Origin of the sequence: Rhizobium mayense (genome assembly GCF_030272705.1) — a bacterium.
Taxonomy (GTDB): domain Bacteria; phylum Pseudomonadota; class Alphaproteobacteria; order Rhizobiales; family Rhizobiaceae; genus Rhizobium; species Rhizobium mayense.
Genome location: NZ_JARFYM010000001.1, coordinates 157,992 through 171,039 on the forward strand (window position 1 = coordinate 157,992; position 13,048 = coordinate 171,039).

Here is a 13,048-nt window from a genome sequence, read left to right on the forward strand (position 1 = left end):
TATGTCGAACATGATGAAGGCGCTGGTCAAATCGAAGCCTGAAGTCGGGCTGTGGATGGAGAATGTGCCGGTGCCCGAGGTCGGGCCGAACGATGTGCTGATCCGAGTCAAGAAGTCGGCGATCTGCGGCACGGACGTGCATATTTGGAATTGGGACCAATGGGCGCAAAAAACCATTCCGGTGCCGATGGTCGTCGGGCACGAATTCTGTGGCGAGATTGCCGAGATCGGTTCGGCGGTCACCAAATATCATGTTGGCGAACGTGTCTCCGGCGAGGGACATATCGTCTGCGGCAAGTGCCGCAACTGCCGTGCCGGCAGGGGACATCTCTGCCGTAATACGCTGGGCGTCGGGGTCAATCGTCCCGGTTCGTTCGGCGAATTCGTCTGCATTCCGGAATCCAATGTCGTGCAGATTCCCGACGATATTCCGGATGAAGTAGCGGCGATCTTCGATCCCTTCGGCAACGCAGTGCATACCGCGCTTTCCTTCGATCTGGTGGGTGAGGACGTGCTGGTCACCGGCGCCGGACCGATCGGCATCATGGGCGCCATGGTCGCCAAGCGCTCCGGCGCGCGCAAGGTGGTCATCACCGATATCAATCCCAATCGGCTGGCACTCGCCCGCAAGCTCGGCATCGAGTATGTCGTCGACGCCTCGAAAGAAAATCTTGCCGACGTGATGAGGTCTATCGGGATGACCGAAGGCTTCGATGTCGGTCTGGAAATGTCAGGCGCCGCCCCCGCTTTCCGCGACATGATCGACAAGATGAACAATGGCGGGAAGATCGCCATTCTCGGTATAGCACCGGCGGGCTTCGAGATCGATTGGAACAAGGTGATTTTCAAGATGCTGAACCTGAAGGGCATCTACGGGCGCGAAATGTTCGAGACCTGGTACAAGATGATCGCCTTCGTTCAGGGTGGACTCGACGTCTCGCCGGTCATTACCCACCGCATCGGCGTCGATGATTTCCGCGAAGGGTTCGAAGCGATGCGCACAGGCAACTCCGGCAAGGTGGTGATGGACTGGATTTGAGCCGATTTGCGGCCTAATCGCATCACCAACGCCAGCCAAACTGCGGAAATTCAGGCGGTTTCAAAAACACGCTCTTGTCATCGCGCAGGGACTTCCTAAATACCGGAAGCAATTGTTTGTGGCGTGCTCGAGCCTGTGGATAAGGCTTTTTCACGTTTTTAAGGGGCTTTTTTGCTGGAAAAGCTTGACGGGAGCAAAAATTGTAGGAATCACCGTTTGTCCTCGGAAAAACGGTGAACTGGATCAGGCGGATCACATAATACCATGGCCGGAAATCCAAACGCAATCCAGCTTTGCTGTCCGGTGCCGGTGATCGTGGTTAATTGGGCGTTAAAGGTCATTCCGTTAGGTGTTTGTCGGTGATTCGGGGCTGGCGCGAGGCGCGCCGGGCCAGCGCGGCCATTCACCGCGTGTAAGTTTTAAGCGTCAGGGAAAGCGACGATATAGAGATGGCAACCAAGGTCAAAGAGAACGAAGAAGCTGAAGTCGAACGCGACGGCGCCTCCGATGGCCCGCTTCTCGATCTTTCCGACGACGCGGTCAAGAAGATGATCAAGGCCGCGAAGAAACGCGGCTACGTGACGATGGACGAGCTCAACGCCGTTCTGCCGTCCGAAGAAGTGACGTCCGAACAGATCGAAGATACGATGGCTATGCTCTCCGATATGGGCATCAACGTCATTGAAGACGAGGATGTCGAAGAGGCGGGCGCGGCAGCCGGCGGCGGCGACGACGACGATTCCAGCGGCGACGAGGATGGTGAAGGCGGCGAACTCGCGCCTTCCGGTGGCTCGGCGCTGGCAACCACCAAGAAGAAAGAGCCGACCGATCGCACCGACGATCCTGTGCGCATGTATCTGCGCGAGATGGGGTCCGTCGAACTGCTGTCGCGCGAGGGCGAAATCGCGATCGCCAAGCGCATCGAGGCCGGCCGCGAAACCATGATCGGCGGCCTCTGTGAGAGCCCGTTGACGTTCCAGGCGCTCATTATCTGGCGCGACGAACTCAACGAAGGCACCACGCTGCTGCGCGAGATCATCGACCTCGAGACCACCTATTCCGGTCCCGAGGCCAAGGCTGCGCCGCAGTTCCAGAGCCCGGAAAAGATCGAGGCGGACCGCAAGGCGGCCGAAGAGAAGGAAAAGGCCCGTCGTGGTCGTCCTTCGGGCGACGACGACATTACCGATGTCGGCGGCGAAGGCCTGCCGATCGAGGAGGAGGAAGAGGACGAGGACGAATCCAGCCTCTCGCTCGCCGCCATGGAAGCCGAGCTTCGCCCGCAGGTCATGCTGACGCTCGACACGATCGCCGAGACCTACAAGAAGCTGCGCAAGCTGCAGGACCAGCAGGTCGAGCAGCGCCTGTCGGCTTCCGGCACGCTGTCTTCGGCCCAGGAGCGCCGCTACAAGGAGCTGAAGGACGAGCTGGTCAAATCGGTCAAGTCGCTGTCGCTGAACCAGAACCGCATCGACGCTCTCGTCGAGCAGCTCTACGACATCAACAAGCGGCTCGTGCAGAACGAGGGCCGGCTGCTGCGTCTTGCCGAGTCTTATGGTGTCAAGCGCGATAGCTTCCTGGAGCAGTATCAGGGCGCCGAACTCGATCCGAACTGGATGAAGTCGATCGGCAATCTGGCCGCTCGCGGCTGGAAGGAATTCGCCAAGAGCGAAAACACCACGATCCGCGACATCCGCCAGGAAATCCAGAACCTTGCGACCGAAACCGGTATTTCGATCTCGGAATTCCGCCGCATCGTGCATATGGTGCAGAAGGGCGAACGCGAAGCGCGTATCGCCAAGAAGGAAATGGTCGAAGCCAACCTGCGCCTCGTCATTTCCATCGCCAAGAAATACACGAACCGCGGCCTGCAGTTCCTCGATCTCATCCAGGAAGGCAACATCGGTCTGATGAAGGCGGTCGACAAGTTCGAATACCGCCGCGGCTACAAGTTCTCGACCTACGCTACCTGGTGGATCCGTCAGGCGATCACCCGTTCGATCGCCGACCAGGCCCGCACGATCCGTATTCCGGTGCACATGATCGAAACGATCAACAAGATCGTTCGTACCTCGCGCCAGATGCTGCACGAAATCGGCCGCGAGCCGACGCCGGAAGAACTGGCTGAAAAGCTCGCCATGCCGCTCGAAAAAGTGCGCAAGGTGCTGAAGATCGCCAAGGAGCCGATATCGCTCGAAACCCCAGTGGGTGACGAAGAAGATTCGCATCTCGGCGATTTCATCGAGGACAAGAACGCGCTGCTGCCGATCGATGCGGCCATCCAGGCCAACCTGCGTGAAACGACGACCCGCGTGCTGGCTTCGCTGACGCCGCGCGAAGAGCGCGTGCTGCGCATGCGCTTCGGCATCGGCATGAACACCGACCACACGCTTGAAGAGGTCGGCCAGCAGTTCTCGGTTACGCGCGAACGTATCCGCCAGATCGAGGCCAAGGCGCTGCGTAAGCTCAAGCATCCGAGCCGCAGCCGCAAGCTGCGTTCGTTCCTCGATAGCTGAGTGATTTGCATTGCTACGAAATCAGAACCCGGTTCGTGGAAGCGAGCCGGGTTTTGTTTTATCCGGATATCCTCGCACCGTCAGTCTGCAGGTTGTCGCTCAAACGTGAAGCGCTTGACCGCTCTTTCGCTGTCGGGATATTGCGTTGGCCTGCTGGAGCACCGAGCGCATTTCGACAAGAACTCGCGCCTCCGTTCTTGGATATCTGCGGACGCACTGGTAGGGATGGCGGGATCACGCAGGTTTGTTTTCCGGCCATCGCGAGGCTGTGGTTTGGAGGGACAGTTTACAATTTCCCGACTGCCTCTTTCCGGCCTTGATCTTTTACACCATATGTCGGGAGTCTAGGCATCATCGGATGTCGCTTGTTCGGTAAGGTTTGGATGAAAATATTGACCGCCTCTCCGTCTGCCCCGTGTCGTCAGCCTGGCGACCGCTGACCGATGGAGCGCGTCGCCGAACAGCGGGAACCGGAAAAGCGTGGATGGGGACTGATCCCTTCCATCCTGCTGCATATCGTGTTTTTCGCCGCGCTTTTCTTCTTGCCGGTGGTCGCCGTGCCGGTACCGCAGCCGGAACAGAGCATCAATGTCGAAATGGTGCCGCAGCCCCAGGAGCAGGCAAAGAATGCCACAAAGCCGGTCGAGCGATCCGGCCGCGTACCGACTCCGACACCCAAGCCAGACCAGAAGCAGCCTGAGAAGGAACAGAAGGTCGCGTCCACCGACAAGACAGAGGGCGAGCAGACTGCCGAAAAGCTGAGCGACGAGAGCAAGACGAAGACTGAGAAGGCTCCCGATCCCAATGCGCAGGATCAGAACGCGAAATCGCAGGAGCCGGCGCAGGCTGACAAGCCTGCTGATGTAAAGGCTGACCAGTCAGTTCCGCCCACGGAGCAAGCGGATGCGAAGCCGCAGCCGGGCGACGCACCGTCACCGACACCGGCGGATGATCAAGCGAAGCCGCAAGATCAGACGCCAATGCCTCCAGACGCACAACAGCAGAATCAGACGCCGTCCACTACCAATCCTGATAGGCAGACTGAGCAGGCAACGGCGAATCAGCCAAAGCCAGACACGCAGGCGAATCAGGCCAGCACAAAGCCGCCGACCGACGATCCGGCTCAGCCGACGCCTGCCGAACAGGCTGCCGCAGAAGCCGCAGCGCAGCAGCAAAAAGACGCAACGCCGCCCGCAACCGATGCCGATACGCAATCGCAGCAACAAGCCGAGGCAGCGAAGGCGGCGCAGGCCAATGCGGAAGCAAAAGCAGCCGAGGCGGCTGCTGCGGCGTCCGCAACCGATCCGAACGCCCGCGATCCCGCATCGGCTCTGACACCTCAAGAGCTGGCGACGGACCAGCCGTCCGACACCCAGGTTGCCGAACCGGATAAGCCTTCGACGGATGCAGCAGGCACGCAGGCAGATCAGAAGCCCGGAACCGCATCCGACCTCGCAATGGGGCAGGCGAAAACTGCGGAAGGGCAGGTGGATCCGAACGCACAACAGGAGGCTGCGGCTGATCCCAAGGTCGCGCCGGATGTCGCCGTTCCGACAACTGGCGGCGTGGCGCCACAGCAGCAATCACAGGATCAATCAACATCCGGCAGCACCAGTGACCCAACGGCCGGAACCGCCTTCGTTCCAGAGCCTCAATCTCGGCCGCAACAACAGGCGTCAGCAGATGGCACACAGGAGGCATCAAAGACCGATCCGCCGCAGACTGAGCAAAAGGCCGGCGGCCCGCAGGGCAAATTCATCCAGGCCAAACGTTTCTACTCCGGTACGGAGATGGCGCGTTTGTCGAAGGACGAAATGGATGCTTGGAAAAAGTTGCCACGACGTACGAGAGTGCAACAGCTCTGCAATAGCGAGGAAAAGCTGCAATTCGGGTATGACCTAAAAGCGAAAGGTTTTTTCAACTCACTGGTTACGCCGGCCATGCTGTCGGATATTGATCTCGTCGGCGACGGAGCTGGTGTGCTGACACCGAAAGGTTGGCTAAGGGTGGCATTCAAATGTAACGTTGACGATGCGGCCTTGAAGGTGGTTGCCTTCTCCTATGCGGTTAGAGGTCACGTTTCCGCAAACCAGTTGGATAGGATCGGCGCTGCTGGCAATTGAAGGACAACACCTGCCTCATCAGCTTGAAACAATAGTTTATTCCTTCGCCTGATCGAAATTCGGCCCATTTCATCATACAATTGGGGCTGATAACGTCTGATTCATTCCCTCCCTTCGCATTGCACAGTTTCAATGACATCGATCACAGCTGATTCCAATTCGATGGCCGCCGGCCATTCCACGCTTCGTGGCGTCCTCGTGGCATTTGCATCCTATGCCGTCTTCGCCTTCAGTGACGCGTCAATCAAGATATTGAATGGGACGCTGCCCTCCTACGAGGTGGCCTTCATCGGCTCGCTGTTCGGATTTGCGGCGATCCCGTTTTTGAAGGCGCGCGGAGATGGGTGGCTGGATATCGTCAAGACGACGAACCGGCCGTTGTGGATGCTGCGTTTTGCCTCAGGCGCTACCAGCGCCATAGTTTCGATCGTGGCTTTTACCAAGCTACCGATGGCGGAAGCCTTCGCGCTGTTGTTCCTGCTGCCGTCCTTCGTCACCATCCTGTCAGTCGTCTTTCTCAAGGAGGATGTGCGCTGGCAGCGTTGGACGGCGGTGATCCTCGGCTTCGTCGGTGTGCTTATCGTGCTGCGGCCAGGATTTCGTGAGCTTTCGATCGGTCATCTCTGCGCGGCGATCGGCGGCTTAAGTGGGGCAGTCTCGATCGTCACCAATCGCGCGCTCGGGTCGAAGGAGAAGCGAGTCTCGCTTTATGGCGCGGCGCTGTTCGGCTCGCTGATCGTCAGCGGGTTGCTTATGCTGCCCGAAATGATGTGGCCGACAGCGTGGCAATGGACATTCCTGGCAAGCTACGGTCTTCTCGGCGCTGTCGGTACCGTTCTGCTGATGACTGCCGCGCATCTGGCACCGGCCAATCTCGTCGCGCCGCCGCAATATAGCCAGATGATTTGGGCGATCGGCTTCGGTTATCTGCTGTTCAACGACGATATCGACCTGCCGATGGCGCTCGGTATCCTCCTCATCATCTTTTCCGGCCTGCTGACGCTCGCGCGCGAGCGCAAACGGGGCACTCCGCTGCCGGCAGCGGTTGCAGCAGATACTCGGGCATCGTTCGCCACAGCGCAGGAAGCGCAGGCCGAGACACCAGACAGGTGATGCATCGCCGGCGATCCCATCACCTCGTCACCCGAATGAATGGGGATTAGGTTTATTGTCGCTGCGAGCTGATAAGCCTATGATTTTTCCTGGGGGATCGCATCTGCGGGAGGGGACATCAAAACACCGAGGCGGCGGCGCGTAACCCCGAAAATCAGGGTGGATTTTCAAAGGGGCCTACGTGTGGATCAAACCGCAACTGCGTGCGCGTTCAATGGCGCGAGACGCAGCCGAGGAGGTGTGAGATGACCACTTATATCGTTCTGCTCAATTGGACCGACCAGGGTGTGCGTAGCGTAAAGGAGTCGCCGCGGCGGCTGGACGCAGCCAAGAAGCTGCTGGGAGACATGGGCGGTTCGTTCAAGCATTTTTTCCTGACCATGGGTGAGTATGACATGGTCTCTGTCTGCGAGGCGCCCGACGATGCGGTGATCGCCCGTTTCGCTTTGGAGCTTGGGATGGCCGGCAATGTGCGTACGCGTACACTGAAAGCGTTCCCCGAGGCCGCCTATCGCGAAATCATGGCTTCATTGGGTTAGTGTGGGGATGATTTTGCCATTCTGAACGCGGAAACCCGGCCAGCGGGGGCTGACCGGGGAGTGAGGTAATGCCGCTCGGAGGATGTTATAGCGATTTAGCGGCGTTGAGTTTTGCGACGAACGCATCGCCGAACGCATCCGAAGAGAAGGGCTGCTGGCCGCTCACCACTTCGCGGTCCTCTACGACATTGACCTGCCAGGCGCCGATACGATCGACATGGGCGCCCGCTTGGGCCAATGCGTCGGCGGCATAGAACTGGACCGAACCGCCCAGCTGATTGCCCTGACCTTCGATTGCATGTTCTTCACCGGACGAGAATACCGTCAGCCGATAGCCTGCATAGGGCCAGCCGGCAGCAAGTTTGGCAGCCGCGCTGAAATCACCAGCAACCATCGCTCTGCGGAAGGCGACGGGATCGGCGAGCGTCGACAGCAACGCCGTCGGACCATGGCAGATAATGCCTGTGGGGCGGCCGGTTGTGTGGAAAGTCGCGAGGATCTTGCCGAGCGTTTCATCCTGCGACAGATCCTGCATTGGCGCATGGCCGCCGGGAATGAAGATGCCGACATAGTCGCTTGTGCCTTCAGCCAAGATTGCCGCCAGCGTCTTCGGATGATGCAATTCCTTGATCCCCTCGACGTACTTTGCTGCGTCTGCACGGGCTGCCTCGCTACCGCCGTAGAACATCTTGTCGTTGGAAACCGGGTCAAAGCTGGGATTGTCACCCTTGGGATTGGCGAAGACCGGCGTATAACCGGCATTGACGATCTTGCGGAGGGGAATTTCCAATTCATCGAGATAATAGCCGGTGTGGTAGCTCTTGCCGTCACGGAGTTCGAGCTGATGGGCGCTGGACAGAATGACCAGCACCTTACCGTGTTGCTGCGCGAAGCCGATCGTCGGCAGAGTGACTGCGGACAGAAGCAGGGCAGTGGAAAAAGTGAGGGTTTTCAGGGTATTGGGCATAAGCGGGTCCTTTCCCGTGTTGGCGCAGGTTCCCGGGAGCCTGTGATCCTCAGACATGAAACTCTGCGCGAAATCAAAGGCATGCAGTATTCGTCGCGCGCCTCTTCGGCGCGGCGTGGGCAGCGAGATCCAAAGTTCAGAGATGTTGCCTAGAGCGCCGTGCGTTCATGAACGCACAAAGGTCGCTCTAGTCTTTTTGAATCTGGAGCATCTTATCCGCTTTCAGGTGGCCCACCTGAAAGCGGGATGCTCTGGGCGTTTAGTCGCCGGAAATGTCCAGCAGGATCTTGCCTCCACGTTTTGCGTGGGCGACGGCGTCCTTGATGGCTGTCAGCGGATAGGTTGCTGCGACCGGCACATGCAGTTTTCCGGAGGCGACAAGGTATGCCGATTCCTGGATCAAGGCCGGAAGCTTGGCGGTATATTGCTCGTGACCCAGGAAGAAACTCCGGATCGTCAGCGCCTTGTAGATCAAGTCACCGGGATTGAGCGAGATTGGCGTACCGCTCATGGCGCCATAGCTGACGAGCATGCCGCCCTGCGAGAGGATACCGCCGAGCATGGCTGTGGCCGGTCCGCTCAGACAATCAAGAGCGAAACCGATGTCGGCATTGTCGATTGATGCCTTGGCACGCTCGACGATGTCAGGCCCGTCGACCAGAACGACTTCACCGCCCTTGGCTTTCAATTCCGCCACCAGTTCCTCGCGGCGAACGATATTGATGGTCCTCAGGCCGCGCTGCTGCGCATAAGCGATGACCGATCGGCCAACGCCGGAATTGGCAGCACTTTGGACGATCCAATCGCCGGGCTTCAGCGTCTTGAATTCGCTGAGCAGCAGAGCGGCAGTCACCGGATTGACCGCAAGCATTGCCAATTGTTTCGGATCGGCCTGGGTCGGCAGGGCTGCCAGGTTTTTGGCGGGAATGGTTACGCGCTCCCTCCAGAGGAAGCTCGACAGCGGCGGGACGACGCGGTCGCCGGTTTTGACGTTTGCAACGCCATCGCCGACGGCGAGCACGACGCCGACGCCTTCGTTGCCGATGACGCTCGGAAGGGCAGGACGCAGTGCATAGTAGCCCATGGCGAGCAGAAGATCGGCCGGATTGATCGGCGAATATTCGACACCGACAAGAACCTCTCCGGGCCTCGGCGTCGGCGGCTCGGGAAGATTGACGAGTTCAAGGTTCTCGGCGGGATCGCCATAGGCGTTCAAATGAATGGCAAGCATCTTAAATTCCTCAACTCAACGTTCGGGTTGCCTGCCATGTTTAGCCGGTTCCCATCGTGACGATGCATTCAAATATGACCGGTCACTTTAAATTGTCAAATGAAAAGTTTCTACCCTTTGACAAGGTCGCTCACGGAAGCGGCCCTATTTCAGCAACATTCCAAAGCAGATGGTGAAAAACTCGTCCAGCGGCTGTCGGCTTCGAATGACACGCAAGCGAATAACCGCGCCCTCCCAGCTATTTACGAGAAATCGCGCCAGTAGATCGGCATCTTGGCGCGGATCGATTTCGCCGGCCGCCTGGGCGTTGCGTAAGACGGCAGCGACCGCATCGGTCCAGCGTGTCAATGCGCCGAACAGGGCTTCGCGTATCGCCGGATAGGCGTCTGCCATTTCCGTTGCGAAATTGCCGATCATGCAGCCCCGATTGAAATCCCATCCCTCGAGTCTTTCAGCCAAAAACTCGAAATGTTGCCGCAATCGCTGCAACGGCGGTCTGGTTTCATCGAATAGCAGATCGCCGCGGCCGACCTCTTCGTAACGCGCCAACACCTCAAGCACCAATGCTTCCTTCGTCTTGAAATGATTGAAGAAAGAACCTTTTGGCACGCCAGCGGCTTCGGTGATGTCCTGAATGGAGGAGCCCTGAAATCCTTGAGAAAAAAGGGTTTCATATCCGGCATCCACCAATTTTCCGCGCACGCTGGGTCTGGGCATGACGACCTATCCTGATAAAACTAGCGCCAAATTTATATGACCGGTCACTTTAATGCAAGCCTACCGATTCGGCGAATTTCCGATATCGTTAGTTTACCGCAACTAGCATGGCGGAGGCCTTAACGTTCGGGATCACAAGGGTCGGGCAGGCGCATCTTGCGCCTATCGCTTCCCAGCCATGTCATCTCGTTGCTTGACCTTCCTTCGATTTTGGCGACCCTGAAACTCCTTATCTTACAGGCAAAGGAATTTCAGTATGCGTATTCTCGTGGTCGGCGCCGGTGGTATTGGCGGGTATTTTGGGGGCAGGCTGGCAGCGGCTGGACGTGACATTACCTTTCTCGTGCGACAAAAGCGGGCGGAGATTTTACGCGAAAAAGGTCTCGTCATCCGCAGCCCGCTGGGTGACGCCTATATCGCCGCGCCGAAACTCGTTACCGCTGACGACCTCGGCGGGGCCCTCGATCTCATTTTGCTGAGTTGCAAGGCCTATGATCTCGAAGACGCCATAGCCTCCTTCGCGCCGGCTGTTGGACCTGAAACGGCGATCCTGCCGCTCTTGAACGGCATGGCGCATCTCGACCGGCTGGAGGCGAGGTTTGGCGCCGAAGCTGTGCTCGGCGGCACTTGCTTCATCTCGACGACGATCGGACAAGATGGCGAGATCCTGCATATGAACGATCTCCACCGCCTGACCTATGGCGATCGCCGCGGCGGCATGCCGGCGAGGATCGAAACCATTGCCGCGGTCTTCGCCGATGCCGGCTTTACGGCGCAAGCGAGCGAGACAATCCTCAGCGACATGTGGGAGAAGTGGATTTTCATCGCGGCGACGGCCGGGATGACTTGCCTGATGCGCTCCTCCATCGGCGACTTCGTTGCCGCTGGCGCCGGTAATCTGGTATTGAAGCTGATCGGTGAATGCGCCGAGATCGCAGCCGGACACGGCTTCGCGCTTTCCAAGGCCGCGGAAGAACGGATCCGTGAAAATCTGACGCGCGCCGGCTCTGCGATCACCGCTTCGATGTTGCGCGACATCCAGGCCGGCGGCCGCATCGAAAGCGACCAGATCATCGGCGATCTCTTGAATCGCGCCGATCCGGCAAAGCGTCCGTCCTATTTCATGCTGGAGACGGTTTATGCGCATCTCAAGGCCTACGAGGTGCGGCGAGCGCGGGAAGGTTGAGGCGATAGAACTCGCCTTGACCGAGCGACCGAGTTCGAAAAAAATGCCGGTTGATGAACGGAGCGGCGTTGAGACATGGAAAAGCCCTGCCTGTTTGGCGCAGATTATAGCGTCTATGTGCGAATTGCGCGGCTGACACTGCTTGAGAAAGGCGTCGATCATCGGAGGGTGCCGATCGACATTTTCGCCGAGGGCGGGCCTTCGGCATCCTATCTGGAGCGGCATCCATTCGGCCGGATTCCGGCGTTCGAGCATGGCGATTTTCGGCTGTATGAGACGGCTGCGATTACACGCTATGTCGACGAGGCATTCGATGGGCCGCGCCTGCAGCCCGTGCCCCCTCGGCAGCGGGCACGGATGAACCAAATCGTCAGCATTGCCGATGCATACCTCTATCCTCACTTGGTGTGGGGCGTTTGTGTGGAACGGGTATCGAAGCCGGCGAAGGGCATCGCCGCCGACGAAGAGCGGATTGCGGCGAGCCTTTCCAAAGCCGCCATCAGCCTGGCCGCCCTTTCCGATCTCATAGGCGATGAACAGTGGTTCTGCGGCCCGGATCTCACGCTCGCCGATTTGTACGTGGCGCCGATGTTCGACTATTTTCTGATGGCGCCCGAAGGACGTGAGATGATTGGGCATCATCCGAAATTGGCGTCATGGTGGTCGCGTATTGCTGCGCGGCCAAGCGTTGAGATGACGGATTTCAGCAAACTAGAAGAGCGGCACGCATGAAGCCCGGCCAGTTCAGGATGTTCCGCTCTTCCGTCGCCGGCATCGAAGCGGTGACAGCGGAGACGGGGCATAGTTTTCCCAGGCATACACATGATCAGTTCGGCATCGGCGTCGTCGAGCGTGGCGCGCAGATATCACTGAGCGGGCGTGGCGTGGTGCAGGCCGAGGCCGGCGACGTCATCACGCTTAATCCGAACGAGGTGCATGATGGCATGCCGGTTGGCGAAAGCCGAGCTTGGTCAATGCTCTATTTCGATCCGCAGCTGATTACAGATCTTTTAGATGATATCGGCCGAGGTGACGCCCGTGGCTCGGAATTTCCTTCCCCCGTCATTCGCGGTGGGCAGGCGGCAGCACGTTTCAGGACGCTATTTTCGACGGTGATCATCCAGAATGGCCCGGAAACCGCGCTGCGGCGCGATGGACTGCTGTTATCTGTTGTCGCGGACGTGATGCGTGAGCAACGGCAAGTGGATGACTGTATCGCGGCTCCCGCCGCGATCATGCGCGCCCGCGATCTCATCGATGATGATCCGGCGGCGGCGCTCACGCTCGCCGATCTCGCCGAAGTGAGCGGGCTCAGCCGTTTTCAGCTCCTGCGCGGTTTTGCCAAGGCGACCGGGCTGACGCCGCACGCCTATCTGCTTCAGCGCCGCATCCATGGCGCGCGGCGGCTGATTGCCGGGGGCATGCCCTTGGCGGAAGCGGCCTTTGCCAGCGGCTTTGCCGATCAAAGCCATATGACACGGATTTTCGTGCGCAATTTTGGTGTGTCGCCACGCGCATATGCCGACACGATGCGCTGACGGCATATGCAATTTCGTTCAAGACCGGATGCCCGGATCGGTTTTTTCTGCTGCTCCAAGTCAAAAACCGCGCAGAAGGAAG

At 58.8% G+C, this 13,048-nt stretch carries 12 protein-coding genes; 8 read left to right on the top strand and 4 right to left on the bottom strand.

Annotated elements, in window-relative coordinates; all coding sequences use genetic code 11:
- Position 1 precedes the first annotated feature (1 nt).
- Entirely contained in the window at positions 2–1,039 is a 1,038-nt protein-coding gene (tdh, locus tag PY649_RS00765; protein ID WP_285866171.1) for an L-threonine 3-dehydrogenase, read from the top strand.
- 22 nt (positions 1,040–1,061) lie between these two features.
- On the opposite strand, the gene PY649_RS00770 is transcribed toward tdh, so the two are convergent.
- Positions 1,062–1,325, bottom strand: coding sequence for a hypothetical protein (locus PY649_RS00770; protein WP_285866172.1), 264 nt, complete (start codon positions 1,323–1,325; stop codon positions 1,062–1,064).
- A 163-nt stretch (positions 1,326–1,488) separates the two neighbouring features.
- Here PY649_RS00770 and rpoD point away from each other — a divergent pair, with 163 nt between their 5' ends.
- The 4 genes from rpoD to PY649_RS00790 all read left to right on the top strand — a co-directional run bounded on the left by rpoD (position 1,489) and on the right by PY649_RS00790 (position 7,327).
- Positions 1,489–3,552: an RNA polymerase sigma factor RpoD gene (rpoD, locus tag PY649_RS00775; protein WP_285866173.1), complete on the top strand. Its 2,064-nt coding sequence runs from the start codon at positions 1,489–1,491 to the stop codon at positions 3,550–3,552.
- A 443-nt stretch (positions 3,553–3,995) separates the two neighbouring features.
- Positions 3,996–5,675: a DUF930 domain-containing protein gene (locus PY649_RS00780; RefSeq protein WP_285866174.1), complete on the top strand. Its 1,680-nt coding sequence runs from the start codon at positions 3,996–3,998 to the stop codon at positions 5,673–5,675.
- Between the two features lie 132 nt (positions 5,676–5,807).
- A complete protein-coding gene (locus PY649_RS00785) occupies positions 5,808–6,788 on the top strand; it encodes a DMT family transporter (RefSeq protein ID WP_285866175.1) in 981 nt (326 codons plus the stop codon).
- A 245-nt stretch (positions 6,789–7,033) separates the two neighbouring features.
- Positions 7,034–7,327: a GYD domain-containing protein gene (locus PY649_RS00790; protein WP_285866176.1), complete on the top strand. Its 294-nt coding sequence runs from the start codon at positions 7,034–7,036 to the stop codon at positions 7,325–7,327.
- Positions 7,328–7,412: 85 nt separating this feature from the next.
- Here the strand turns inward: PY649_RS00790 and PY649_RS00795 are convergent, their stop codons facing one another.
- The 3 genes from PY649_RS00795 to PY649_RS00805 form a co-directional block, all read right to left on the bottom strand.
- On the bottom strand, positions 7,413–8,294 hold the full coding sequence (locus PY649_RS00795; RefSeq protein WP_285866177.1) for a type 1 glutamine amidotransferase domain-containing protein: 882 nt from the start codon (positions 8,292–8,294) through the stop codon (positions 7,413–7,415).
- 259 nt (positions 8,295–8,553) lie between these two features.
- Positions 8,554–9,525, bottom strand: a complete 972-nt coding sequence (locus tag PY649_RS00800) for a zinc-dependent alcohol dehydrogenase family protein (protein ID WP_285866178.1) — start codon at positions 9,523–9,525, stop codon at positions 8,554–8,556.
- 144 nt (positions 9,526–9,669) lie between these two features.
- Positions 9,670–10,242 carry a TetR/AcrR family transcriptional regulator gene (locus PY649_RS00805; protein ID WP_285866179.1) on the bottom strand — a complete coding sequence of 191 codons (573 nt, stop codon included), beginning with the start codon at positions 10,240–10,242 and terminating at the stop codon, positions 9,670–9,672.
- Between the two features lie 256 nt (positions 10,243–10,498).
- On the opposite strand from PY649_RS00805, the gene panE reads away from it, so the two are divergent.
- The 3 genes from panE (at position 10,499) to PY649_RS00820 (ending at position 12,966) form a co-directional block, all read left to right on the top strand.
- A complete protein-coding gene (panE, locus tag PY649_RS00810) occupies positions 10,499–11,428 on the top strand; it encodes a 2-dehydropantoate 2-reductase (protein ID WP_285866180.1) in 930 nt (309 codons plus the stop codon).
- A 75-nt stretch (positions 11,429–11,503) separates the two neighbouring features.
- Positions 11,504–12,160, top strand: a complete 657-nt coding sequence (locus tag PY649_RS00815; protein WP_285866181.1) for a glutathione S-transferase family protein — start codon at positions 11,504–11,506, stop codon at positions 12,158–12,160.
- Positions 12,157–12,966 (top strand): AraC family transcriptional regulator, encoded by an 810-nt coding sequence (locus PY649_RS00820; protein WP_285866182.1) that lies wholly within the window; start codon positions 12,157–12,159, stop codon positions 12,964–12,966. The genes PY649_RS00815 and PY649_RS00820 overlap by 4 nt, the downstream gene beginning before the upstream one ends.
- Positions 12,967–13,048 lie beyond the last annotated feature (82 nt).

What these genes read in the sequence shown, in the direction of transcription:
- rpoD (WP_285866173.1), top strand. Translation starts at nt 1,489, where the DNA reads ATGGCAACCAAGGTCAAAGAGAACGAAGAAGCTGAAGTCGAACGCGAC.
- PY649_RS00790 (WP_285866176.1), top strand. Translation starts at nt 7,034, where the DNA reads ATGACCACTTATATCGTTCTGCTCAATTGGACCGACCAGGGTGTGCGT.
- panE (WP_285866180.1), top strand. Translation starts at nt 10,499, where the DNA reads ATGCGTATTCTCGTGGTCGGCGCCGGTGGTATTGGCGGGTATTTTGGG.
- PY649_RS00780 (WP_285866174.1), top strand. Translation starts at nt 3,996, where the DNA reads ATGGAGCGCGTCGCCGAACAGCGGGAACCGGAAAAGCGTGGATGGGGA.
- PY649_RS00795 (WP_285866177.1), bottom strand. Translation starts at nt 8,294, where the DNA reads ATGCCCAATACCCTGAAAACCCTCACTTTTTCCACTGCCCTGCTTCTG.
- PY649_RS00815 (WP_285866181.1), top strand. Translation starts at nt 11,504, where the DNA reads ATGGAAAAGCCCTGCCTGTTTGGCGCAGATTATAGCGTCTATGTGCGA.
- tdh (WP_285866171.1), top strand. Translation starts at nt 2, where the DNA reads ATGTCGAACATGATGAAGGCGCTGGTCAAATCGAAGCCTGAAGTCGGG.
- PY649_RS00805 (WP_285866179.1), bottom strand. Translation starts at nt 10,242, where the DNA reads ATGCCCAGACCCAGCGTGCGCGGAAAATTGGTGGATGCCGGATATGAA.
- PY649_RS00785 (WP_285866175.1), top strand. Translation starts at nt 5,808, where the DNA reads ATGACATCGATCACAGCTGATTCCAATTCGATGGCCGCCGGCCATTCC.
- PY649_RS00800 (WP_285866178.1), bottom strand. Translation starts at nt 9,525, where the DNA reads ATGCTTGCCATTCATTTGAACGCCTATGGCGATCCCGCCGAGAACCTT.
- PY649_RS00820 (WP_285866182.1), top strand. Translation starts at nt 12,157, where the DNA reads ATGAAGCCCGGCCAGTTCAGGATGTTCCGCTCTTCCGTCGCCGGCATC.